The 22,539-nt window shown below is 68.9% G+C and carries 23 protein-coding genes and 1 pseudogene; 18 read left to right on the forward strand and 6 right to left on the reverse strand.

Going from position 1 to position 22,539, the window contains the following annotated elements; all coding sequences use genetic code 11:
- Positions 1–269 precede the first annotated feature (269 nt).
- The 18 genes from rpmE (at position 270) to Q2K21_RS06860 (ending at position 15,862) form a co-directional block, all read left to right on the forward strand.
- Complete coding sequence (gene rpmE, locus Q2K21_RS06775; RefSeq protein WP_103838593.1) at positions 270–491, forward strand: 50S ribosomal protein L31; 222 nt, start codon at positions 270–272, stop codon at positions 489–491.
- Positions 492–626: 135 nt separating this feature from the next.
- Complete coding sequence (gene prfA, locus Q2K21_RS06780) at positions 627–1,700, forward strand: peptide chain release factor 1 (protein WP_310766972.1); 1,074 nt, start codon at positions 627–629, stop codon at positions 1,698–1,700.
- Between the two features lie 48 nt (positions 1,701–1,748).
- Positions 1,749–2,594: a peptide chain release factor N(5)-glutamine methyltransferase gene (prmC, locus tag Q2K21_RS06785; RefSeq protein ID WP_310766975.1), complete on the forward strand. Its 846-nt coding sequence runs from the start codon at positions 1,749–1,751 to the stop codon at positions 2,592–2,594.
- A complete protein-coding gene (locus tag Q2K21_RS06790; RefSeq protein WP_310766978.1) occupies positions 2,591–2,734 on the forward strand; it encodes a hypothetical protein in 144 nt (47 codons plus the stop codon). The genes prmC and Q2K21_RS06790 overlap by 4 nt, the downstream gene beginning before the upstream one ends.
- A 2-nt stretch (positions 2,735–2,736) precedes the next feature.
- Entirely contained in the window at positions 2,737–3,384 is a 648-nt protein-coding gene (locus tag Q2K21_RS06795; RefSeq protein WP_310766980.1) for an L-threonylcarbamoyladenylate synthase, read from the forward strand.
- On the forward strand, positions 3,381–4,061 hold the full coding sequence (locus Q2K21_RS06800; protein WP_310766982.1) for an arsenate reductase/protein-tyrosine-phosphatase family protein: 681 nt from the start codon (positions 3,381–3,383) through the stop codon (positions 4,059–4,061). The genes Q2K21_RS06795 and Q2K21_RS06800 overlap by 4 nt, the downstream gene beginning before the upstream one ends.
- 284 nt (positions 4,062–4,345) lie before the next feature.
- The gene (locus Q2K21_RS06805; protein ID WP_310766985.1) at positions 4,346–5,587 is read left to right on the forward strand and encodes a serine hydroxymethyltransferase; all 1,242 of its coding nucleotides are present in this window, start codon (positions 4,346–4,348) and stop codon (positions 5,585–5,587) included.
- Between the two features lie 126 nt (positions 5,588–5,713).
- Positions 5,714–7,063 carry an MraY family glycosyltransferase gene (locus Q2K21_RS06810; RefSeq protein WP_310766988.1) on the forward strand — a complete coding sequence of 450 codons (1,350 nt, stop codon included), beginning with the start codon at positions 5,714–5,716 and terminating at the stop codon, positions 7,061–7,063.
- 301 nt (positions 7,064–7,364) lie between these two features.
- Complete coding sequence (locus tag Q2K21_RS06815) at positions 7,365–7,802, forward strand: hypothetical protein (protein ID WP_310766990.1); 438 nt, start codon at positions 7,365–7,367, stop codon at positions 7,800–7,802.
- A 273-nt stretch (positions 7,803–8,075) separates the two neighbouring features.
- Positions 8,076–8,846 (forward strand): F0F1 ATP synthase subunit A, encoded by a 771-nt coding sequence (atpB, locus tag Q2K21_RS06820; RefSeq protein ID WP_310780676.1) that lies wholly within the window; start codon positions 8,076–8,078, stop codon positions 8,844–8,846.
- 75 nt (positions 8,847–8,921) lie between these two features.
- Positions 8,922–9,158, forward strand: a complete 237-nt coding sequence (locus Q2K21_RS06825; RefSeq protein ID WP_310766993.1) for an ATP synthase subunit c family protein — start codon at positions 8,922–8,924, stop codon at positions 9,156–9,158.
- 39 nt (positions 9,159–9,197) lie between these two features.
- Entirely contained in the window at positions 9,198–9,746 is a 549-nt protein-coding gene (locus Q2K21_RS06830) for a F0F1 ATP synthase subunit B (RefSeq protein ID WP_310766996.1), read from the forward strand.
- A complete protein-coding gene (locus Q2K21_RS06835; RefSeq protein ID WP_310766999.1) occupies positions 9,743–10,558 on the forward strand; it encodes a F0F1 ATP synthase subunit delta in 816 nt (271 codons plus the stop codon). Before Q2K21_RS06830 ends, Q2K21_RS06835 begins: the two co-directional genes overlap by 4 nt.
- 115 nt (positions 10,559–10,673) lie before the next feature.
- Positions 10,674–12,266, forward strand: a complete 1,593-nt coding sequence (gene atpA, locus Q2K21_RS06840) for a F0F1 ATP synthase subunit alpha (RefSeq protein WP_310767002.1) — start codon at positions 10,674–10,676, stop codon at positions 12,264–12,266.
- A 21-nt stretch (positions 12,267–12,287) separates the two neighbouring features.
- The gene (locus Q2K21_RS06845; RefSeq protein WP_310767004.1) at positions 12,288–13,205 is read left to right on the forward strand and encodes a F0F1 ATP synthase subunit gamma; all 918 of its coding nucleotides are present in this window, start codon (positions 12,288–12,290) and stop codon (positions 13,203–13,205) included.
- A complete protein-coding gene (gene atpD, locus Q2K21_RS06850) occupies positions 13,205–14,641 on the forward strand; it encodes a F0F1 ATP synthase subunit beta (protein ID WP_310767007.1) in 1,437 nt (478 codons plus the stop codon). The genes Q2K21_RS06845 and atpD overlap by 1 nt, the downstream gene beginning before the upstream one ends.
- Positions 14,642–14,877: 236 nt before the next feature.
- Complete coding sequence (locus tag Q2K21_RS06855; RefSeq protein ID WP_310767009.1) at positions 14,878–15,252, forward strand: F0F1 ATP synthase subunit epsilon; 375 nt, start codon at positions 14,878–14,880, stop codon at positions 15,250–15,252.
- 163 nt (positions 15,253–15,415) lie between these two features.
- Positions 15,416–15,862, forward strand: a complete 447-nt coding sequence (locus Q2K21_RS06860) for a DUF2550 domain-containing protein (RefSeq protein WP_310767012.1) — start codon at positions 15,416–15,418, stop codon at positions 15,860–15,862.
- An 80-nt stretch (positions 15,863–15,942) separates the two neighbouring features.
- Here Q2K21_RS06860 and Q2K21_RS06865 read toward each other — a convergent pair whose 3' ends face one another.
- The 6 genes and pseudogenes from Q2K21_RS06865 to Q2K21_RS06890 all read right to left on the reverse strand — a co-directional run bounded on the left by Q2K21_RS06865 (position 15,943) and on the right by Q2K21_RS06890 (position 22,461).
- Positions 15,943–17,769, reverse strand: coding sequence for a glycoside hydrolase family 18 chitinase (locus Q2K21_RS06865; RefSeq protein ID WP_310767015.1), 1,827 nt, complete (start codon positions 17,767–17,769; stop codon positions 15,943–15,945).
- A gap of 117 nt (positions 17,770–17,886) precedes the next feature.
- A complete protein-coding gene (locus Q2K21_RS06870) occupies positions 17,887–18,528 on the reverse strand; it encodes a response regulator transcription factor (RefSeq protein ID WP_310767018.1) in 642 nt (213 codons plus the stop codon).
- Positions 18,525–19,696 (reverse strand): annotated as a pseudogene (locus tag Q2K21_RS06875) (sensor histidine kinase). The gene Q2K21_RS06870 and the pseudogene Q2K21_RS06875 overlap by 4 nt, the downstream one beginning before the upstream one ends.
- Positions 19,697–20,296: 600 nt before the next feature.
- Positions 20,297–20,893, reverse strand: coding sequence for a cob(I)yrinic acid a,c-diamide adenosyltransferase (locus Q2K21_RS06880; RefSeq protein WP_310767021.1), 597 nt, complete (start codon positions 20,891–20,893; stop codon positions 20,297–20,299).
- A 13-nt stretch (positions 20,894–20,906) separates the two neighbouring features.
- Positions 20,907–21,656, reverse strand: coding sequence for an ABC transporter permease (locus tag Q2K21_RS06885; RefSeq protein ID WP_310767025.1), 750 nt, complete (start codon positions 21,654–21,656; stop codon positions 20,907–20,909).
- 22 nt (positions 21,657–21,678) lie between these two features.
- A complete protein-coding gene (locus Q2K21_RS06890) occupies positions 21,679–22,461 on the reverse strand; it encodes an ABC transporter ATP-binding protein (protein ID WP_310767027.1) in 783 nt (260 codons plus the stop codon).
- Between the last annotated feature and the right edge of the window lie 78 nt (positions 22,462–22,539).

The raw sequence follows: 22,539 nt of genomic DNA on the forward strand, positions 1-22,539 counted from the left end.
GGGGTGCGGCTGAGGTACCGGGGTTTCGCTTCCCGGCGCTTGCCGGGTGCCGCTGCGCCCACCCGTGCCGCCCCAGCGGCACGATTGCCCGCAGCTACGGCAGCTGCGGCGGCATCACTGTCCGCAGTCTGACTCCCTCGGGAATAGTTCACCCATGGCCCCGGTTTTGGGGGATGCGGTCAGTCCTGGCAGACTGGTACGTCGGCTCCGGTTCACGCTTCCGTATCCCGCGGCTGCGACCCGGCGCCCTCCCGAACCTAGGAGACACCTTGAAGCGCGACATCCACCCCGCGTACGTCGAGACGCAGGTCAGCTGCACCTGTGGCGCGTCGTTCACCACCCGTAGCACCATCGAGTCCGGCACCATCCGGGCCGAGGTCTGCTCCGAGTGCCACCCGTTCTACACGGGCAAGCAGAAGATCCTCGACACCGGTGGCCGTGTGGCCCGCTTCGAGGCCCGCTTCGGCAAGGCTGCCGCTGCCAAGAAGTAGCGAGCCCACAGCGCCGGTCTTCGGTGCCTCCGTTCAGGGGGCGCCGAGACCGGCGCTTTGCGGTGCAGCCCCTATTCGTCGTACATACGTCCCCACACCCGGGCCGGGCAGGGGGACATCCCATGGGAGCCGGAGATGTTCGAGGCGGTCGAGGAACTGGTCGGTGAACACGCCGACCTGGAGAAGAAGCTCGCCGATCCGTCGGTCCACTCGGACCAGGCGAACGCGCGCAAGCTCAACAAGCGCTACGCCGAGCTGACCCCGATCGTCGGCGCGTTCCGCTCCTGGAAGCAGACCGGCGACGACATCGAGACCGCGCGCGAACTGGCCGCCGACGACCCGGACTTCGCCGCCGAGGTCAAGGAGCTGGAGAAGCAGCGCGAGGAGTTGACCGAGAAGCTGCGCTTCCTGCTCATTCCGCGCGACCCCAGCGACGACAAGGACGTCATCCTGGAGATCAAGGCGGGTGCCGGTGGTGACGAGTCGGCGCTCTTCGCCGGCGACCTGCTGCGGATGTACCTGCGGTACGCCGAGCGCGTCGGCTGGAAGACCGAGATCATCGACTCCACCGAGTCCGAGCTGGGCGGCTACAAGGACGTCCAGGTCGCCGTGAAGACCAAGGGCAACGCCACGTCCGAGCCCGGCCAGGGCGTATGGGCCCGGCTGAAGTACGAGGGCGGCGTGCACCGCGTGCAGCGCGTGCCGGCCACCGAGTCCCAGGGCCGTATCCACACCTCCGCGGCCGGTGTCCTCGTCACGCCCGAGGCCGAGGAGGTCGACGTCGAGATCAACCCGAACGACCTTCGGATCGACGTCTACCGCTCCTCCGGACCCGGCGGTCAGTCCGTCAACACCACCGACTCCGCGGTGCGCATCACGCACATTCCCACCGGAGTCGTCGCCTCCTGCCAGAACGAGAAGAGCCAGCTGCAGAACAAGCAGCAGGCGATGCGTATCCTGCGCTCCAGGCTGCTCGCCGCGGCGCAGGAGGAGGCGGAGAAGGAGGCCGCCGACGCCCGCCGCAGCCAGGTCCGCACCGTCGACCGCTCCGAGAAGATCCGTACGTACAACTTCCCGGAGAACCGCATCTCGGACCACCGCGTCGGCTTCAAGGCGTACAACCTGGACCAGGTCCTGGACGGCGACCTCGACGCGGTGATCCAGGCCTGCGTCGACGCGGACTCGGCCGCCAAGCTCGCAGCCGCGTAAGGCAGCCCAGTACAAGTAGGCAGCCCAGTACAAGTACGGAGGACGAGCGTGAACCTGCTGCTCGCGGAGGTGGCCCAGGCCACCCAGCGGCTGGCCGACGCCGGCGTGCCCTCGCCGCGCACCGACGCGGAGGAGCTCGCGGCCTTCGTGCACGGCGTCAAGCGGGGCGAGCTGCACTCCGTGAAGGACGCGGACTTCGACGCCCGCTACTGGGAGGTCATCGCCCGCCGGGAGGCCCGTGAGCCGCTCCAGCACATCACCGGGCGCGCCTACTTCCGGTACCTGGAACTCCAGGTCGGGCCCGGGGTGTTCGTGCCGCGCCCGGAGACCGAGTCCGTCGTCGGCTGGGCCATAGACGCCGTGCGCGCCATGGACGTGGTCGAGCCGTGCATCGTCGACCTGTGCACCGGTTCGGGCGCCATCGCGCTCGCCCTGGCCCAGGAGGTGCCGCGCTCGAGCGTGCACGCCGTGGAGCTGTCCGAGGACGCCCTGACGTGGACCCGTAAGAACATGGAGGGGTCCAGGGTCGACCTGCGTCAGGGAGACGCCCTCACGGCCTTCCCGGACCTCGACGGCCAGGTCGACCTCGTGATCTCCAACCCGCCGTACATCCCGCTGACCGAATGGGAGTACGTCGCTCCCGAGGCCCGGGACTACGACCCGGACATGGCCCTGTTCTCCGGCGAGGACGGACTGGACCTCATCCGCGGCCTGGAGCGCACCGCGCACCGGCTGCTGCGCCCCGGCGGCGTCGTCGTCATCGAGCACGCGGACACGCAGGGCGGCCAGGTGCCGTGGATCTTCACCGAGGAACGCGGCTGGGCCGACGCGGCCGACCACCCCGACCTCAACAACCGCCCGCGCTTCGCGACCGCCCGCAGGGCGCTGCCGTGAGCACGGCGCGCGGCATTGCGTGGGGCACGCCCACGTCGAAGACTTCAGTCCCGCAGTACGTGATCCCGCAGTACGTGATTCCGCAGTACGTGATCCCGCAGTACATGATCCAGCAGTACGTGTACGAGGAGGCCCTCTAGACATGGCACGGCGATACGACACCAATGACGTGACCGACCGCGCGACCGGTCTGCGCGAGGCAGCGTCCGCCGTCCGCCGTGGCGAACTCGTGGTGCTGCCGACCGACACCGTGTACGGCATCGGCGCCGACGCGTTCTCCTCGGAGGCCGTGGCCGACCTGCTGGAGGCCAAGGGCCGGGGCCGCAACATGCCCACGCCCGTCCTCATCGGCTCCCCGAACACCCTGCACGGCCTCGTCACGGACTTCTCCGAGATGGCCTGGGAGCTGGTCGACGCGTTCTGGCCGGGCGCCCTCACGCTCGTCGCCAAGCACCAGCCGTCCCTCCAGTGGGACCTGGGGGACACCCGTGGCACGGTTGCCGTGCGCATGCCGCTGCACCCGGTCGCCATCGAGCTGCTGACCGAGGTCGGCCCCATGGCCGTCTCCTCCGCGAACCTGACGGGCCACCCGGCGCCGGAGGACTGTGACGCCGCGCAGGAGATGCTCGGCGACTCGGTCTCCGTCTACCTGGACGGCGGTCCGACCCCCGGCAACGTCCCGTCGTCGATCGTCGACGTCACGGGCAAGGTGCCCGTCCTGCTGCGCGAGGGCGCGCTGTCGGCCGACGAGCTGCGCAAGGTCGTACCCGACCTCGAGGTGGCGAATTGACAGCCCCTGACGCGGGGCGTGGCATAGGCAACGGGGAAAGGGCAGCGGAGATCACGACGACGTTCGTCGGGCTCCCGCGTGACACCTTCCGCATCCTCCACGTCAGCACGGGCAACGTGTGCCGCTCGCCGATCACCGAGCGGCTGACCCGCCATTTCGTGACGGAGCGGCTCGGCGTACTCGGCGGCGGGCTGGTCGTGGAGAGTGCGGGCACCTGGGGCCATGAGGGTGCGCCCATGGAGGCGAACGCGGAGGCGGTCCTGGCGGACTTCGGCGCGGACGCCTCCGGCTTCATGGGCCGCGAGCTCCTGGACGAGCACGTCATCATGGCGGACCTGGTGCTGACCGCTACGCGGGATCACCGCGCCCAGGTGATCTCCATGGGGCACTCGGCGGGACTGCGCACCTTCACGCTGAAGGAGTTCACCCGCCTGGTGCGGGCGATAGACCCGGCCACGCTGCCTCCGCTGGAGGACGGCGTGGTGGCGCGTGCCCGCGCGCTGGTGCGGGCGGCGGCGGCGCTGCGGGGGTGGCTGCTCGCGCCGACGGCGGAGGCGGACGAGGTGTTCGATCCGTATGGGGCGCCGCTGCCGTTCTTTCGGTCGATCGGGGACGAGATTCATCAGGCGTTGGATCCTGTGGTGACGGCGCTTACCGGGGTACCGGCGCGTATGTAGTTGCCGCCGGGGCCATTGCAGCTGTGCCCGGTGCCCGGGGGAGGCTGCGCAACCCGGCGCTACGAGGTGCCGCTGCGCCCACCCTCCCCCAAGCTCTCGGCTTCGCTCGAGCAGGGGGGACCCCCATCGCCCCAGCGGCACGACTGCCCGCAGCTACGCAGCCAGCGGCACGACTGCCCGCAGCTAGGACGGCACGACTGCCCGCAGCTGCGCAACGCCGGGCATCACCTGGCTCCCCGGCCTACATTGGTCGTACGTCACCCCTCGACGCCCCGGAGCCCACCATGGCGGTCACCCATACCCTCGAGGCCGACGTCCTGCGGCGGCAGGACCCCGAGCTGGCGGACATCCTGCTCGGCGAACTCGCCCGGCAGTCGACGACCCTGCAGCTCATCGCCGCCGAGAACTTCACCTCGCCCGCGGTGCTCGCCGCTCTCGGCTCCGCGCTCGCCAACAAGTACGCCGAGGGGTATCCCGGCGCCCGGCACCACGGCGGGTGCGAGATCGTCGACGTGGCCGAGCGCATCGCCGTGGAACGGGCGAAGGCGCTGTTCGGGGCCGAGCACGCCAATGTGCAGTCGCACTCGGGCTCCTCCGCGGTGCTTGCCGCGTACGCCACCCTGCTCAGGCCCGGCGACACCGTGCTCGCCCTGGGGCTGCCGCACGGCGGCCACCTCACGCACGGCTCGCCCGCGAACTTCTCCGGCCGCTGGTTCGACTTCGTCGCCTACGGGGTCGAGGCGGAGTCCGGGCTCATCGACCACGAGCAGGTGCGCACGCTCGCCCGTACGCACCGCCCCAAGGCCATCGTGTGCGGGTCCATCGCCTATCCGCGGCACATCGACTACGCCTTCTTCCGCGAGGTCGCCGACGAGGTGGGCGCGTACCTCATCGCCGACGCCGCCCACCCGATCGGGCTCGTGGCCGGGGGAGCGGCGCCCAATCCGGTGCCGTACGCCGACGTCGTGTGCGCCACCACGCACAAGGTGCTGCGCGGGCCACGCGGCGGCATGATCCTGTGCGGGGCCGAACTGGCCGAGCGCGTGGACCGGGCCGTCTTCCCGTTCACCCAGGGCGGTGCCCAGATGCACACCATCGCCGCCAAGGCCGTCGCGTTCGGGGAGGCGGCCACGCCCGCCTTCGCCGCCTACGCCCGGCAGGTGGTCGCCAACGCCCGGGCACTCGCCGCGGGGCTGGCCGCCGAGGGGCTCACGATCACCACGGGCGGCACCGACACCCATCTGCTGGCCGCCGACCCCGCCCCGCTCGGCGTCGACGGCCGCAGCGCACGGGGGCGGCTCGCGGCGGCCGGCATGGTCCTGGACACCTGTGCGCTGCCCCACGGCGACGCCCGCGGTCTGCGCCTGGGCACCGCCGCGCTGACCACCCAGGGCATGGCCGAGGACGAGATGGCGTACGTCGCCGCGCTGTTCGGGTCGGTGCTGCGCGAGGAGGTGGATGCCAAGAAGGCCCGTGACGAAGTCCGGGAGCTGACCGGTGGATTTCCGCCGTATCCCAGCCGGTGAGGGGTACATGGAACGTCTCACACAGCCACACGTGCAACCATCATCGCTACCCGGTAGTCCTCAACCATATGCACGCGAAGCTAGGGTGTGGGGCTGAGGATCCCAGCGAGACCTGTGGGGAAGCCCGTGCGTGAATACCTGCTGACGCTCTGCGTCACGGCCGCGGTGACGTATCTGCTGACAGGGCCGGTACGTAAATTCGCGATCGTGGCCGGAGCCATGCCGGAGATCCGGGCACGTGACGTGCACCGGGAACCCACCCCCCGGCTCGGCGGTATCGCCATGTTCTTCGGCCTATGTGCGGGCCTGCTGGTCGCCGACCATCTGAAGAACCTCAACGAGGTCTTCGCCAAGTCGAACGAGCCACGGGCGCTGCTGTCCGGGGCCGCGCTCATCTGGCTCATCGGCGTGCTGGACGACAAGTTCGAGATCGACGCCCTGATCAAGCTGGGCGGCCAGATGATCGCCGCGGGCGTCATGGTCATGCAAGGCCTGACCATTCTGTGGCTGCCGGTCCCGGGCGTCGGCAATGTGGCGCTTACCCAGTGGCAGGGCACCCTGCTGACCGTGGCGCTGGTCGTCATCACGATCAACGCGGTCAACTTCGCCGACGGCCTCGACGGCCTGGCCGCCGGGATGGTCTGCATCGCGTCGGCCGCGTTCTTCATGTATGCGTACCGGATTTGGTACGGCTACAACATCGAAGCGGCAGCCCCCGCCACGCTTTTCGCGGTGATCCTGATGGGCATGTGCCTGGGCTTCCTGCCGCACAACATGCACCCGGCGCGGATCTTCATGGGCGACTCCGGGTCGATGCTGATCGGGCTCGTGCTGGCCGCCGGCGCCATCTCGATCACCGGGCAGGTGGACCCGGACGCGATGAACCTGTTCTCCGGTTCCGAGCGCGCGACGGTCCACCAGACCGTTCCGGTCTACATCCCGCTGCTGCTCCCGCTGACGATCATCGCCGTGCCGGCGTTGGACTTCTTCCTCGCGATCGTGCGGCGCACCTGGCGCGGCCAGTCGCCGTTCGCCGCGGACCGCGGGCATCTGCACCACCGGCTCTTGGACATCGGGCACTCGCACAGCCGGGCCGTGCTGATCATGTACTTCTGGTCGGCGCTCATCTCCTTCGGCGCCCTGGGCTACTCCGTGAACTCGGCGTCCATGTGGATCGTGCTCGGCATCATGGCGCTGAGCGCGGTCGGCCTGGTCCTGCTCCTGCTGCCGCGGTTCACGCCGCGCGCCCCGCGCTGGGCCGAGGCCTTCGTGCCCCCGCGCTACCGCCGGCGCCGGCGCCGGGCCGCGGTGGAGGCCCTGTCGGCCGCCGCGTACGAGGGCGAGGAGGAGTCGAGGCCCGAGGAGGAACACCGCACCCGCACCCCGGTCGCCGCAGGCGTCTCAGGAGTCAACGGAGCCACTGCCATCGGCCCCCGTTCGCGGTTTCTGGACCGCGATCCGGAGTCGTCGCGCTGACGTACAAGGTAAGAATCTGACGAGTGCGTTGCCATTTCCTGGCGGTGCAAAGCGCGTCAATACCAGACAAGTCGGCGCGGGAACCGCACAGGCGCGCAGGTTCACTCTCATGTGTGACAGTGGGCACATCCACTAGGTAAAGACCGCATCAAATAGTTTGTGATACGGTTCACGAGAACCCCCGGGATAGAGCCGAAGGACCTGACTGTGACGGTCCCTTGGCGTGAGGTTCTCTCGCGGCCCGGGACTACGCTCGTCCATGACGACACCCTGCCCCCTTTTTTGAAGCGGAGTTGCCGCCATGCCGTCCAATGACGCCCGGAACCTTCTGCAGACCGCTGTGCCCACAGCGGCTGTCGGCGTGGTCACCGTCGCTGTCAGCGGTGCGGTCGCGGGCGGCAAGGGGGCGCTCGGCGCGGCCGTCGGCACGGTGCTGGCCATCCTCTTCATGGGGATCGGGCTCTACGTCCTGCAGTGGACGGCAAAAACGCTCCCGCACCTGTTCCAGGCCATGGGGCTGATGCTGTACGTCGCTCAGCTCCTACTCCTCCTGATCTTCGTGGGCCTCTTCAAGGGCACCTCCCTCTTCAATCCGAAGGCGTTCGCGGCCGCGCTCGTCGTCTCGACGGTCGTCTGGATGGCGGCGCAGGCGCGTGCGCACATGAAGGCCAAGATCTTCTACGTCGAACCGGATTCCCAGAAGAGTGACAAGCCCGAGAAGACAGGGTCTTCGTCGTGAGGGGTAGGGCCGGGATAAAGACGTGTGAGATCTCCTGCTATCGTCCGGTGCCAACTGCGGCATCGCGGGCGCGGGCATCTGAGCTGACGCCTGCCCAATCGCGAGGCTCGATGCCCCCCAGCCGCCCCCACATCCGTAACACCAGTCCGGTGCCGATCCGCGGCTGCGCGCCGCGCCGACACAACGAGGTAGCCGTACCCATGCGTCACGCCGAAGGAGCCCGCGGTGAGTGCTGACCAGACCCAGCTCGCCTTTGACTGGAGCTGTCGGATCCTGTCCGACAACGGCTGTGGCTTTCCGGCTCCGGGCCTGCACTCCTTCCTCTTCAAGCCGATCGCCACGGTGGGCGGCTTCGAGTTCAACAAGGTGATGCTGCTGGCGCTCATCACCAGCGCGCTCGTCGTCACCTTCTTCTGGGCGGCCTTCGGCAACGCCAAGGTGGTCCCGGGCAAGCTCCAGCTGGTGGCCGAGGCCGGCTACGACTTCGTGCGCCGCGGCATCGTGTACGAGACGCTGGGCAAGCGCGAGGGCGAGAAGTACGTCCCGTTCATGGTCTCGCTGTTCTTCTTCATCTGGATCATGAACATCTGGTCCGTGATCCCGCTGGCCCAGTTCCCGGTGTCCTCGGTCTTCGCCTTCCCGGTGGTGCTCGCCGCGATCGTGTGGATCATGTGGGTCTCGCTGACCTTCAAGCGCCACGGCTTCGTCGGCTTCTTCAAGAACATCACGGGCTACGACAAGTCGCTCGGCGCCGTGCTGCCGCTCGTCATGGTCATCGAGTTCTTCTCGAACCTCTTCGTCCGCCCGTTCACGCACGCGGTGCGACTCTTCGCCAACATGTTCGCGGGTCACCTGATGCTGGTGATGTTCACCGTCGCCTCCTGGTACCTGCTGAACAGCTACATGATCCCGGCCGCCGGCGTCTCGTTCGTGATGACCATGGTCATGATCCTCTTCGAGCTTTTCGTGCAGGCCGTCCAGGCGTACGTCTTCGTGCTGCTGGCCTGCTCGTACCTTCAGGGCGCTCTCGCCGAGCACCACTGAGCCTCTCCCGGCACCCAACCCCCAGTCGTCCGGTGGTCAACCCCCACCGGTCCGTAAAGAAAAGGAAGATTCAGCATGGCTGCCACTGAGACCCTTGCCGCTGTCTCCGGTTCCATCGGTTCCGTCGGTTACGGCCTCGCCGCCATCGGCCCCGGCGTCGGCGTCGGCATCATCTTCGGTAACGGCACCCAGGCGCTGGCCCGTCAGCCCGAGGCCGCCGGTCTCATCCGTGCCAACCAGATCCTCGGCTTCGCCTTCTGTGAGGCGCTCGCCCTCATCGGCATCGTCATGCCGTTCGTGTTCGGTCAGTAATCACCCCCTGATCGACACGTATCGACGAAAGGCACTGATGTGATCGCCAACCTGGCACAGCTGGCGGCCGAGGAGAAGCAGAACCCGCTCCTTCCGGCCGGTCCCGAGCTGCTCGTCGGCACCATCGCCTTCGCCATCGTGTTCTTCTTCTTCTGGAAGAAGCTGCTCCCGAACATCAACAAGGTTCTGGAAGAGCGTCGCGCGGCGATCGAAGGCGGCATCGAAGAGGCCGACGCCATGAAGGTCGAGGCCCAGAGCGTGCTTGAGCAGTACAAGGCTCAGCTCGCCGAAGCCCGGCACGAGGCCGCGCGGCTGCGCCAGGAGGCGCAGGAGCAGGGCGCCACGCTCATCGCGGAGATGCGCGCGGAAGGCCAGCGGCAGCGCGAGGAGATCGTCGCCGCCGGGCACTCGCAGATCGAGGCCGACCGCAAGGCCGCCGCTCAGACGCTGCGGCAGGACGTCGGCAGGCTGGCCACCGACCTGGCCGGCAAGCTCGTCGGTGAGGCCCTTGAGGACCACGCCCGGCAGAGCCGCGTCATCGACCGCTTCCTCGACGAGCTCGAGGAGAAGGCCGAGGCCGCGCGATGAACGGAGCGAGCCGCGAGGCCCTGGCAGCCGCACGCGAGCGTCTCGACGCGCTGACGGACTCCACGTCCGTGGACGCGGCGCAGCTCGCCGACGAGCTGGCCGCCGTCACCGCGCTGCTCGACCGCGAGGCGTCGCTGCGTCGGGTCCTGACCGACCCGGCGCAGCCCGGTGAGGCCAAGGCCGCACTGGTCCAGCGTCTGCTCGGTGACCAGGTCAGCGGGTCCGTCGTGGACCTGATGGCCGGCATGGCGCGCTCCCGCTGGTCGCAGCCGCGCGACCTGGTGGACGCGCTGGAGGAGCTGGCGGACGTCGCCGACCTCACCGCCGCCGAGAAGGCGGGCGCGCTCGACGACGTCGAGGACGAGCTGTTCCGGTTCGGCCGGATCGTCTCCTCGAACACCGAGCTGCGTGCCGCGCTGACCGACCGCGCCGCGAGCACCTCGGCCAAGATCGAGCTGCTGCACCGGCTGCTCGGCGGCCGGGCCAACGTGACGACCGAGCGTCTGGTCACGCGCCTTGTGACCGCGCCGCGGGGACGTAGCCTGGAATCGGGAATCGAGTCCCTGTCCAAGCTCGCGGCCGCGCGCCGGGAGCGCCTGGTCGCCGTCGTCACCTCGGCGGTCCCGCTGAGCGACGTGCAGAAGCGACGCCTCGGCGCCGCACTGGCCAAGCTCTACGGCCGCCAGATGCACCTCAACCTGGACGTGGACCCCGACGTGGTCGGTGGGATGCGGGTGCAGGTCGGTGACGAGGTGATCAACGGGTCGATCGCGGATCGACTCGACGACGCCGGCCGCCGCATGGCGAGCTAGCAGCAACTCCATACGCAGTACTACGGCCCGAGTTGGGCCGTGCAGAGGATTCCTGGGGGTCGCCCCCAGACCCCCAATGAAACTTCGGGCCCAACAAGGAGAGCAGGGAACCCAGATGGCGGAGCTCACGATCCGGCCGGAGGAGATCCGGGATGCGCTGGAGAACTTTGTCCAGTCGTACAAGCCGGACGCGGCCTCGCGCGAGGAGGTCGGTACGGTCACCCTTGCCGGCGACGGCATCGCGAAGGTCGAGGGTCTTCCCTCGGCCATGGCCAACGAACTGCTGAAGTTCGAGGACGGCACCCTCGGCCTCGCCCTCAACCTCGAGGAGCGCGAGATCGGTGCCATCGTCCTCGGTGAGTTCAGCGGCATCGAGGAGGGTCAGCCGGTGCAGCGCACCGGTGAGGTGCTCTCCGTGGCCGTCGGCGAGGGCTACCTCGGCCGCGTCGTCGACCCGCTCGGCAACCCGATCGACGGTCTCGGCGAGATCGAGACGTCCGGTCGTCGCGCCCTCGAGCTGCAGGCCCCCACGGTCATGCAGCGCAAGTCGGTGCACGAGCCGATGGAGACCGGCTACAAGGCCGTCGACGCGATGACCCCGATCGGCCGTGGCCAGCGTCAGCTGATCATCGGTGACCGTCAGACCGGCAAGACCGCCCTGGCTGTCGACACGATCATCAACCAGCGTGACAACTGGCGCACGGGCGACCCGAAGAAGCAGGTCCGCTGCATCTACGTCGCCATCGGCCAGAAGGGCTCCACCATCGCGTCCGTGCGCGGCGCCCTGGAGGATGCCGGCGCGCTGGAGTACACGACCATCGTCGCCGCCCCGGCGTCCGACCCGGCCGGCTTCAAGTACCTGGCGCCGTACACCGGTTCGGCCATCGGTCAGCAGTGGATGTACGAGGGCAAGCACGTCCTCATCATCTTCGACGACCTCTCGAAGCAGGCCGACGCCTACCGCGCCGTGTCCCTGCTGCTGCGCCGCCCGCCGGGCCGCGAGGCCTACCCGGGTGACGTCTTCTACCTGCACTCCCGTCTGCTGGAGCGCTGCGCGAAGCTCTCCGACGACATGGGTGCCGGCTCGATGACCGGTCTGCCGATCGTCGAGACGAAGGCCAACGACGTCTCGGCGTTCATCCCGACCAACGTCATCTCCATCACCGACGGCCAGTGCTTCCTGGAGTCCGACCTGTTCAACGCCGGTCAGCGTCCGGCCCTGAACGTCGGTATCTCGGTCTCCCGCGTCGGTGGCTCGGCCCAGCACAAGGCGATGCGCCAGGTCTCCGGCCGTCTGCGCGTGGACCTCGCCCAGTTCCGTGAGCTGGAGGCGTTCGCCGCCTTCGGTTCCGACCTGGACTCCGCGTCGAAGGCCCAGCTGGAGCGCGGCCAGCGCATGGTCGAGCTGCTGAAGCAGGCCCAGTACCAGCCGATGGCCACCGAGGACCAGGTCGTCTCCATCTGGGCCGGCACCAACGGCAAGATGGACGAGGTTCCGGTCGTCGACATCCGCCGCTTCGAGAAGGAGCTCCTTGAGTACCTGCACCGCAAGGAGCAGGGCCTCATGACCTCCATCAAGGAGGGCGCCAAGATGTCGAACGACACGATCCAGGCGATCGACGACGCCGTCGCGGAGTTCAAGAAGCAGTTCGAGACCTCGGACGGCAAGCTGCTCGGCGAGGACGTTCCTGCCGCTGCCGCCAAGTGACGTAAGGAAGGGACCTGACTCATGGGAGCCCAGCTCCGGGTCTACAAGCGTCGCATCCGATCCGTCAGCGCGACCAAGAAGATCACGAAGGCGATGGAGATGATCGCCGCCTCGCGCGTCGTCAAGGCGCAGCGCAAGGTGGCGGCCTCCACGCCGTACGCGACCGAGCTCACCCGCGCGGTCACGGCGGTCGGCACCGGCTCGAACACCAAGCACCCGCTGACCACCCAGGCCGAGACGGTCACCCGGTCCGCGGTGCTGCTCCTGACGAGCGACCGTGGTCTGGCCGGCGCCTTCAACTCCAACGCGATCAAGGCCGCGGAGCAGCTGACCGAGCGCCTGGAGCGCGAGGGCAAGCAGGTCGACACGTACATCGTCGGCCGTCGCGGTGTGGCCCACTACAACTTCCGTGAGCGCAAGATCGCGGAGTCGTGGACGGGCTTCACGGACGAGCCGACGTACGCGGACGCCAAGAAGGTCGCGGCCCCGCTGATCGAGGCCATCGAGAAGGCGACGGCGGACGGCGGCGTGGACGAGCTCCACATCGTCTACACCGAGTTCGTCTCGATGATGACGCAGACGGCGGTCGACGCCCGCCTGCTGCCGCTCAGCCTCGAAGAGGTCGCGGAAGAGGCGGCGCCGAAGGGCGAGATCCTTCCGCTGTACGAGTTCGAGCCGTCGGCGGAGGACGTCCTGGACGCCCTGCTGCCGCGCTACGTGGAGAGCCGTATCTACAACGCGCTGCTCCAGTCGGCCGCTTCGAAGCACGCCGCCACGCGGCGCGCGATGAAGTCGGCCACCGACAACGCCGGAGAGCTCATCGAGAGCCTCACCCGGCTTGCCAACGCGGCCCGCCAGGCCGAAATCACCCAGGAAATCAGCGAGATCGTCGGTGGCGCGAGCGCCCTGGCCGACGCGACCGCGGGGAGTGACCGCTAATGACCACCACTGTTGAGACCGCGACGGCTACGGGCCGCGTCGCCCGGGTCATCGGCCCGGTCGTCGACGTGGAGTTCCCCGTCGACGCGATGCCGGAGATCTACAACGCCCTTCACGTCGAGGTCTCCGACCCGGCGAACGCGGGCGAGAAGAAGATCCTGACCCTGGAGGTCGCCCAGCACCTGGGTGACGGCCTGGTCCGCACGATCTCCATGCAGCCCACCGACGGTCTGGTCCGCCAGGCCGCGGTCACCGACACGGGCACGGGCATCACCGTCCCGGTCGGCGACTTCACCAAGGGCAAGGTGTTCAACACCCTCGGTGAGGTGCTGAACGTCGACGAGAAGTACGAGGGCGAGCGCTGGTCCATCCACCGCAAGGCCCCGAACTTCGACGAGCTCGAGTCGAAGACCGAGATGTTCGAGACCGGCGTCAAGGTCATCGACCTCCTCACCCCGTACGTCAAGGGTGGAAAGATCGGTCTGTTCGGCGGCGCCGGCGTCGGCAAGACGGTGCTCATCCAGGAGATGATCTACCGCGTCGCCAACAACCACGACGGTGTCTCCGTGTTCGCCGGTGTCGGTGAGCGCACCCGTGAGGGCAACGACCTCATCGAGGAGATGTCGGACTCGGGCGTCATCGACAAGACCGCGCTGGTCTTCGGCCAGATGGACGAGCCCCCGGGCACCCGTCTGCGCGTGGCCCTCGCGGGTCTGACCATGGCGGAGTACTTCCGCGATGTGCAGAAGCAGGACGTGCTGTTCTTCATCGACAACATCTTCCGCTTCACGCAGGCCGGTTCCGAGGTGTCGACCCTGCTCGGCCGTATGCCCTCCGCGGTGGGTTACCAGCCGAACCTGGCCGACGAGATGGGTCTCCTCCAGGAGCGCATCACCTCGACCCGTGGTCACTCGATCACCTCGATGCAGGCGATCTACGTCCCCGCGGACGACCTGACCGACCCGGCCCCGGCCACCACGTTCGCCCACCTCGACGCGACGACGGTTCTGTCCCGTCCGATCTCCGAGAAGGGCATCTACCCGGCCGTGGACCCGCTGGACTCCACGTCCCGCATCCTGGACCCGCGCTACATCGCGGAGGACCACTACAACGCGGCCATGCGCGTCAAGACGGTTCTCCAGAAGTACAAGGACCTCCAGGACATCATCGCGATCCTCGGTATCGACGAGCTCGGCGAGGAGGACAAGCTCGTCGTCCACCGTGCCCGTCGCGTGGAGCGCTTCCTGTCCCAGAACACCCACGTCGCCAAGCAGTTCACCGGCGTCGACGGGTCGGACGTCCCGCTGGACGAGTCGATCGCGGCCTTCAACGCGATCATCGACGGCGAGTACGACCACTTCCCGGAGCAGGCGTTCTTCATGTGCGGTGGCATCGAGGACCTGAAGAAGAACGCGAAGGAGCTGGGCGTCTCCTGACCCCGCGCTCGTAGCGAAGGGGGACGAGACCGCGCCCGACCACGGGCCGCGTCCCGTCCCCCTCCGTACGCCACTGCATGACAGCGGGGGCCGAGCCAGTCGCGGCTACCGCCGCATGGCCCCCGCACCCCCGGCCGACAGGCTGGGCGGGCCCGAGGCACTTCGATGCCCGGCGCCCTACTAGACTTATGACCCAACACCCGGCATCCGCCGGGTGGTGACCCGAGGAGCCAACCTTGGCTGCTGAGCTGCACGTCGAGCTGGTCGCCGCCGACCGCCAGGTCTGGTCCGGCGAGGCCACCCTGGTCGTCGCGCGCACCACGTCCGGCGACATCGGCGTCATGCCCGGTCACCAGCCGCTGCTCGGTGTGCTGGAGTCGGGCCCGGTGACCATCCGTACGAGTGATGGTGGAACGGTCGTCGCCGCGGTGCACGGCGGTTTCATCTCGTTCGCGGACAACAAGCTGTCGCTGCTGGCCGAGATCGCCGAACTGTCGGACGAGATCGATGTCCAGCGTGCGGAGCGGGCCCTTGAGCGCGCGAAGACGGAGGCCGACGCCTCCGCCGAGCGCCGCGCGGAGGTCCGACTGCGTGCGGTGTCGGCGCACTGATCCATGGCGGTCCCTCCCCAGGCCCTTGAGGCACTGGGGGAGCGCCGTCCGATGACGTGACTCAGCCGCGGTCGGCCCGGAGCAATCCGGTGCCGACCGCGGCTGAGGCAAATGCGGGTGTTTTTTCCGTTCCGTTACCTAGGAGACGAGGAGGTCGGTGCCGATGGTCCTCGCTCTGACTGTGTGCGGAATTGTCGTCGCACTCGTGGTGGTGGGGCTGTTCGTCTTCGGACTGCGCCGCAGGCTCATCCAGCGCTCCGGCGGCACCTTCGACTGCAGCCTGCGCTGGGACGTGGCGGAGAAGCCCGACGTCAACGGCAAGGGCTGGAGCTATGGAGTCGCCCGCTACAACGGCGACCGCATCGAGTGGTACCGCGTCTTCTCGTACGCCCCGCGCCCGCGCCGTGTCCTGGAGCGCTCGGCGATCGAGGTGGCCGGCCGCCGCAGCCCTGAGGGCGAGGAGGAGCTGGCGCTGCTGTCCGACGCGGTGATCCTCGCCTGTCACCACCGGGGCACGCGCCTGGAACTGGCGATGAGCGAGGACGCGCTGACCGGTTTCCTCGCGTGGCTTGAGGCAGCCCCGCCCGGACAACGGGTGAATGTGGCGTAGCCACATTCACCCGTTGGGTGGGGGTCCCCCGGACGAAGTCCGGGGGGAGTGCCAACGTTGCTTGAACCCTTCGGTCAGGTTTACGACAGACCGTTGCTCAGGGCGCTCACCAGCTCACCGTTGCTGGTGTCACCGCTGAACTCCCAGAAGAACGCGCCGCCCAGACCCTGGGTCTTGGCCCACGACATCTTCGTACCGATCGTGGCCGGGGTGTCGTACGACCACCAGTTGCTGCCGCAGTGCGCGTAGGCCGTGCCGGCGATCGTGCCGGTGACGGGGCAGGACGTCTTGAGCACCTTGTAGTCCTCGATGCCCTGTTCGTACGTGCCCGTCGCCGCGCCCGTGGCCGTGCCGCCCGGGGCGTCCTGGGTGACGCCGGTCCAGCCGCGGCCGTAGAAGCCGATGCCGATCAGCAGCTTGTTCGCGGGTACGCCGGCCGCCTTGTACTTGGCGATCGCGTCGGCCGTGGTGAAGCCGGCCGTCGGGATGCCGCTGTACGAGGTGAGGGGCGAGTGCGGGGCGGTGGGGCCCTGCGCGGCCCAAGCGCCGAAGAAGTCGTACGACATCACGTTGTACCAGTTGACGTAACTCGAGGCGCCCGCGTAGTCCGCCTTCTCGATCTTGCCGCCGGAGGAGCCGTCGGCGGTGACGGCCGCGGTGACCAGGGCGGACGAGCCGAACTTGGCGCGCAGTGCGGCCATCACGTTCTTGAAGGCCGCGGCCCCGCTGGTGTCGCAGGACAGACCGCAGGCGTTCGGGTACTCCCAGTCGATGTCGATGCCGTCGAAGACGTCGGCCCAGCGGGAGTCCTTGACCAGGTCGTAGCAGGACTGGGCGAAGGCCGCCGGGTCCTTGGCCGCGTCCGCGAAGCCGCCGGACCAGGTCCAGCCGCCGAAGGACCACAGCACCTTGATGTTCGGGTACTTCGCCTTGAGCTCACGCAGCTGGTTGAAGTTGCCGCGCAGCGGCTGGTCCCACGTGTCCGCGACGCCGCTGACGGACTGGTCGGCGGTGAACGCCTTGTCGTAGTCGGCGTAGGAGTCGCCGATCGCGCACTTGCCGCCGGTGACGTTGCCGAAGGCGTAGTTGATGTGCGTGATCTTGGCGGCCGAGCCGGACGTCACCAGGTTCTTGACGTTGTAGTTGCGCCCGTAGATGCCCCACTCGGTGAAGTAGCCGAGCTTGACCGTCGAGCCGGTGGTCGGGGGATTCGTGGTGCCGCCCGTGGTGTGCACGGTGACGGCACCGCTGACCGGACCCGTCTGGTCGGCGGTGTCACGGGCCTGGACGGTGTAGGAGTAGTCGGTGCCGGCACTGAGGCCGGTGTCCGTGTACGACGTCGTCGTGACGGTCGCGACCTTGGTGCCGCCCCGCAGGACGTCGTAGTTCTTGATGCCCTTGTCGTCGGTGGCCGCCGTCCAGGACAGCTTCACGGAGGTGTCCGTGATGCCGGACGCGGTCGGGGTGCCCGGCGCGGAGGGCGCGTTGTCGCCGGGGACGGTAGTGCCGCCGTCACAACTGGCGCCGTTGAGCAGACAGTTGCTCGGTGCCCCGGAACCGCTGCCGTTGAAGCCGAAGGAGACGGAGGCACCGGGCGCGAGGGTGCCGTTGTAGGACTTGTTCTTGGCGATCCAGTGGGTGCCGGAGTTCGTCACGTCCGCGTCCCACGCCGAGGTGACGGACGTACCGGACGGGAAGTCCCACTCGATGGTCCACGAACTGATCGAGGTGCTGCCGGAGTTGGTGACGGTCCACTTGCCCTCGAAGCCGGTTCCCCAGTCCTGGGTCTTGGCGTAGGTGGCGGTGGCCGATGTGGCGGCCTGGGCCGGACCGGCGAGGCCGACCAGACCGGCGAGGGGAAGCAGCAGGGTTGCGAGCCCCGCCGCCGCTTTGTGTCTGAAGCGCATGCTGCGCCTCCTCGGGGGTGTCGGGGGCATGACTGAGCCTTCACGCCCACAGTGCCGCGAGGATAGAAAGGTCTGTACCACAGGTCAATAGGTCTGGACCACTTGACAGTGTGCGTCCTAGAGTCCCAACTCCTGTGCCATCACGGCTGCTTGGGCCCGGTTGCGCAGCTCCAGCTTGCCGAGGAGCCGGCTGACGTGGGTCTTCACGGTGGCCTCCGCCATCTCCAGGCGAAGGGCGATCTCGGCGTTGGAGAGCCCCTCGCCGAGACAGGACAGCACCTCGCGCTCGCGTCGCGTCAGTACCTCCAGGGCCGACTGGTCGGCCGCCGGCTCCCGGACGGGCCCGGCGGCGAACTCCGCGATCAGCCGCCGCGTCACCGCCGGCGCGATCAGCCCCTCGCCGCCCGCCACCGTCCGCACGGCGGCGATCAGATCCTTCGCCTCCGTGTTCTTCAGCAGGAACCCTGCCGCGCCCGCCCGCAGCGCCCCGAACACGTACTCGTCGAGGTCGAACGTGGTGAGCACCAGCACGTCGGCGAGGCGCTCCACGACGATCTGCCGGGTCGCCGAGACCCCGTCCAGGCACGGCATCTGAACATCCATCAGGACCAGGTCCGGCCGCAGCTCACGGGCGAGCGCCACCGCCCGCTCGCCGTCCGCCGCCTCCCCGACCACGTCGATGTCGGGCGCGCTGCGCAGGATGAGGACCAGCCCGGCGCGCACGGCGGCCTGGTCCTCGGCGACGAGCACGCGGATCATGTGGGGTCTCCTTGGGTGAGGGGAAGGGTGGCGCGCACGGTCCAGGACGGGCCGCCGGGTCCGGCCTCGAAGGTGCCGCCCAGCAGGCCGGCCCGCTCCCGCATCCCGATGAGTCCGGTGCCCGAACCGGGAGCACGGGAGCCGTTCCGGTCGTCGTACGGGCTGGTCACCCGCACGCGGAGGGTTCCGTCCCGCTGTGCGAGCCGCACCGTTGTCGGGCCGGGAGCGGCATGCTTGAGGGCGTTGGCCAGGGACTCCTGCACGATCCGGTAGGCGGCCAGTCCCACCGGCGCGGGGACCGTCCCGTGGTCCGTGTCGAGCGTGACGTCGAGCCCGTTGGCGCGGGCGCTGTCGACCAGGGCGGCGAGCCCGTCGAGCGTGGGGGTGGCGACGGGCTCGCGTCCGGCACCGCCGTCCCGCAGGATCCCGATCAGCCGCCGCATCTCGGCGAGCCCCGCCACGCTGTTCTCGCGGATGACGGCGAGAGCCTCCCGGGATGTCCTCGGGTCGTCGATCGAGAGCGCGGCCGTGGAGTGGATGGCGATCGCCGACAGGTGGTTGGCGACCACGTCGTGCAACTCGCGGGCCATACGGGTGCGTTCGGCGGTGACGGCCTGGCTGCGGTCCATCTCGGCGAGCAGGGCGGTCTGTTCGGCGCGCAGGCGTTCGGCGACGGCGGCGTCGCGATGGTTGCGCACCACCCAGCCGGTCGCTGCGGGCACCAGAGTCACCAGCCCCACACCCGCGCCGATCAGCAGAGCCCCCGGGGTGCGCCAGGCCGCGAGGGGGGCGACGCATCCGACCACGGTGAGCAGCCCCGTGATCCAGGGGATGCACCGGGCGGAGGCGGCGCTGCCGTACAGGACGGCCGCGTAGACCAGGTCGGTGAACATCAGCACAGTGGCGAGGCTGCCCTGCGTGAAGAGATCCGCGATGATCGCCACGGTCCCGATGAGCAGCGCCGTTCGCGGTCGTGTCCGGCGCAGCAGCTCGCAGCCCGCCGTCACGACGAGCGGGACCAGGACCGCCCGGTCCCCGTCGAGGAACGACATCGGTCGTCGCGGGTCCTGCTGTGGAGACCGACGCCCATCAGGAAGAGCCCGCCGAGCAGTCCGCCGACGGCGATGCGCACGTCGTCGCGGTGCGGGCGAGGGAGACGTACGGCCATGACGCCATCCAACACGGTGGGGCAGCCCGTTCGCCTGATGCCGCAGGAGGGTTCGCGAGTACATCGAAGGATGCAGTGGGACTTCGTCACCACCGACGACGATTCGCGCACCGGCCGCCGGGAGCCTGGAGGGAACGGGGGAGCGAGAGGAGCGAGCCGTGATCGTCGGGTTGATCGTCGCGTGTGAGGCCGGCTTCTGGGTGTTGCTGGTGGCGGGCCTGGCCGTCCGCTATCGAACACTTGCCCGGTACTCCACCCTTCAGGGTGGAAGTGTAGGGCATCCTCGCCCCGGCGGCCCGGAGGGCCGCAGAACCGTGGGATCATCGCTTTGCCTGACAACGCGGTTGTCGGGCCTACCGCCGGACGGGCGGGAAGTCAGGCCTGTGGAGGTCTGGTAAGACCGGTCCTCACGGGCCGGCGCGGACCCGTGAAGCAGGAACCCTAGGTGGTGCCGCGAAGCGGTACGGACCGGAATCTCCAGCCCTCGGGCTGGAGAGGGCGTCAACTGCTCAGGATGCGCCGGGCTGGCCGAAAAAGCGCCCAGGCCTCCCGCCTGGGCGCTGGAACGGTGATGCGGGAGCAGAACTCCTGACGAGCGGCTCAGCGCTCGCCGCCCGGCACCCACAGCACGTCCCCGGTCTCCCTGTTGGCGTACCGGGCCAGGATGAACAGCAGGTCGGACAGGCGGTTCAGGTAGGTCGCCGTCAGCGGGTTCATGCTGCCGCCTTTTCCTTCTTTTCCTTCGGCGCCGTGGGCCTCCAGCGCGGCCCACGTCGAGCGTTCGGCACGCCGTACGACCGTGCATGCCTGGTGCAACAGGGCCGCGCCGGGCGTGCCGCCGGGCAGGATGAACGAGCGGAGCTTCTCCAGTTCGGCGAGGAAGCGGTCGCAGTCCGCCTCCAGTCGGTCGACGTAGAACTGCTCGACCCTGAGCGGCGGGAACTCCGGGTTCTCGACCACCGGCGTCGAGAGGTCCGCGCCCACGTCGAACAGGTCGTTCTGCACGCGGGTGAGGACCTTGACGACCTCCTCGTCGAGGCCGCCCAGTGCGATCGCGGTGCCGATCACCGCGTTCGCCTCGTTGGCGTCCGCGTACGCGGCGATGCGCAGGTCGGTCTTCGGCACCCGGCTCATGTCGCCGAGGTGCGTCGTGCCCTTGTCGCCGGTGCGCGTGTAGATGCGCGTGAGATTGACCATGTGACCAGCCTAGTTAGGCCCCGGCCGTCCGGAACACCCGTGTGCCCACCGTCACGGCCAGTGCCGCGAGGCCGAGGGCGACCAGGACGCCGTACAGCATGTGCGCCGTCGTGTACGAGCCGATGTACGCGTCCCGGACCGCGTCCACCAGATAGCGGAACGGCATGAAGTGGGACAGCAGGTCCAGCCAGCCCGGGGCCAGGGACATCGGCAGCATCAGGCCCGACAGCAGCATCGACGGCATTGTCATCGCGTTGACGGCGGGGCCGAACTCCTGCGGGCTGTGGATCTTCATGGCCAGCGCGTACGACAGCGAGGCGAGCGAGACGGTCAGCAGTGCCACGAAGGCGAAGCCGATCAGGATGCCGGGCAGGGGCGCCCGCAGGCCCATCACCAGTGCGGCCAGCACCAGCAACACCGCCTGGAAGACGAACACGGCGGCATCCCGAAGCACCCGGCCGAGCAGCAGCGCGAGGCGGCTGACCGGGGTTACCCGCATGCGCTCCACGATCCCGAGGTTCTTCTCGATGATGATCGTGAATCCGGCGAACGCGGCTCCGAACAGCCCCAGTTGGAGCAGCAGGCCCGGCACGAGGACCTGCCACGAGGTGCCGCGCGAGGCGAGCGGAAGACCGGTGAGCAGGGGGCCGAAGAAGAGCAGGTAGAGCAGCGGCATCAGGACGCCGAAGAGCATGGCGAACCGGGAGCGGAGTGTCTGGCGGGCGTACCGCCCGAAGATCAGTGCGGTGTCGTGCAGCAGCATCGTTCGGTGGGTCCTCTGCGTCCTATACGGCTACGGGGGTGGAGTCGGCCGGTGCCGGGCCGCGGCCGGTGATCGCGAGGAACGTGTCCTGGAGCGTCGCGTCGATCGAGCCGCCGTACTCCAGCTTCAGGGCGCCCGGCGTGCCTTCCGCGACCACGATCCCTTGGTCCACGATCACGAGTCGGTCGGCGAGCGCGTCCGCCTCGTCGAGGTAGTGCGTGGTGAGGAAGACCGTGGTGCCGTACTCGTCGCGCAGACGCCGTACGAGGTCCCAGAGGTCGGCCCGGCTGCCGGGGTCCAGGCCCGTCGTCGGCTCGTCGAGGAAGAGCACTTGCGGCCGGTGCGTGAGCCCCATCGCGATGTCGAGCCGCCTGCGCTGGCCGCCGGAGAGCGCCGCCGTTTTGCGGTCGAGGAGGTCGGTGAGGTCCAGGGCCTGCGCCAATTCCTTGGTGCGGTCGGTGGCCTGGGGTTTCGTCAGACGGTAGAGCCGTCCCTGGGTGACGAGTTCCTCCCGCACGGTCACGTGCGGGTCCACGCCGCCGGACTGGGCGACGTAGCCGCAGGCGCGGCGCACGCCGAGCGGGTCGGTGGCGAGGTCGCAGCCCGCGACCGTGGCCGTGCCACCGGTGGGTTTCAGCAGGGTGGTGAGCATCCGGAGGGTGGTCGTCTTGCCGGCGCCGTTCGGGCCGAGGAAGCCGAGGATCTCGCCCTCCCGGACGGTCAGGTCGATGCCCCGCACCGCCTCCACCGGGCCCCGTTTCGTCCGGAAGGTACGGGCCAGACCGGCCGTACTGATGATGGTCATGCCGTCCAGAAAAACAGAGTCCCTGAAATTTTGCAATGACCCCAAAGTTTCAGGAGGTCCATCGAAGTTAGGATCAGG

The organism is Streptomyces sp. CGMCC 4.7035 (assembly GCF_031583065.1).
Taxonomy (GTDB): domain Bacteria; phylum Actinomycetota; class Actinomycetes; order Streptomycetales; family Streptomycetaceae; genus Streptomyces; species Streptomyces yaanensis.

Coding starts and splice junctions, on each gene's coding strand:
- prfA (WP_310766972.1), top strand. CDS start 627: ATGTTCGAGGCGGTCGAGGAACTGGTCGGTGAACACGCCGACCTGGAG.
- Q2K21_RS06795 (WP_310766980.1), top strand. CDS start 2,737: ATGGCACGGCGATACGACACCAATGACGTGACCGACCGCGCGACCGGT.
- Q2K21_RS06805 (WP_310766985.1), top strand. CDS start 4,346: ATGGCGGTCACCCATACCCTCGAGGCCGACGTCCTGCGGCGGCAGGAC.
- Q2K21_RS06815 (WP_310766990.1), top strand. CDS start 7,365: ATGCCGTCCAATGACGCCCGGAACCTTCTGCAGACCGCTGTGCCCACA.
- Q2K21_RS06825 (WP_310766993.1), top strand. CDS start 8,922: ATGGCTGCCACTGAGACCCTTGCCGCTGTCTCCGGTTCCATCGGTTCC.
- Q2K21_RS06835 (WP_310766999.1), top strand. CDS start 9,743: ATGAACGGAGCGAGCCGCGAGGCCCTGGCAGCCGCACGCGAGCGTCTC.
- atpA (WP_310767002.1), top strand. CDS start 10,674: ATGGCGGAGCTCACGATCCGGCCGGAGGAGATCCGGGATGCGCTGGAG.
- Q2K21_RS06845 (WP_310767004.1), top strand. CDS start 12,288: ATGGGAGCCCAGCTCCGGGTCTACAAGCGTCGCATCCGATCCGTCAGC.
- atpD (WP_310767007.1), top strand. CDS start 13,205: ATGACCACCACTGTTGAGACCGCGACGGCTACGGGCCGCGTCGCCCGG.
- Q2K21_RS06860 (WP_310767012.1), top strand. CDS start 15,416: ATGGTCCTCGCTCTGACTGTGTGCGGAATTGTCGTCGCACTCGTGGTG.
- Q2K21_RS06865 (WP_310767015.1), bottom strand. CDS start 17,769: ATGCGCTTCAGACACAAAGCGGCGGCGGGGCTCGCAACCCTGCTGCTT.
- Q2K21_RS06870 (WP_310767018.1), bottom strand. CDS start 18,528: ATGATCCGCGTGCTCGTCGCCGAGGACCAGGCCGCCGTGCGCGCCGGG.
- Q2K21_RS06880 (WP_310767021.1), bottom strand. CDS start 20,893: ATGGTCAATCTCACGCGCATCTACACGCGCACCGGCGACAAGGGCACG.
- Q2K21_RS06885 (WP_310767025.1), bottom strand. CDS start 21,656: ATGCTGCTGCACGACACCGCACTGATCTTCGGGCGGTACGCCCGCCAG.
- Q2K21_RS06890 (WP_310767027.1), bottom strand. CDS start 22,461: ATGACCATCATCAGTACGGCCGGTCTGGCCCGTACCTTCCGGACGAAA.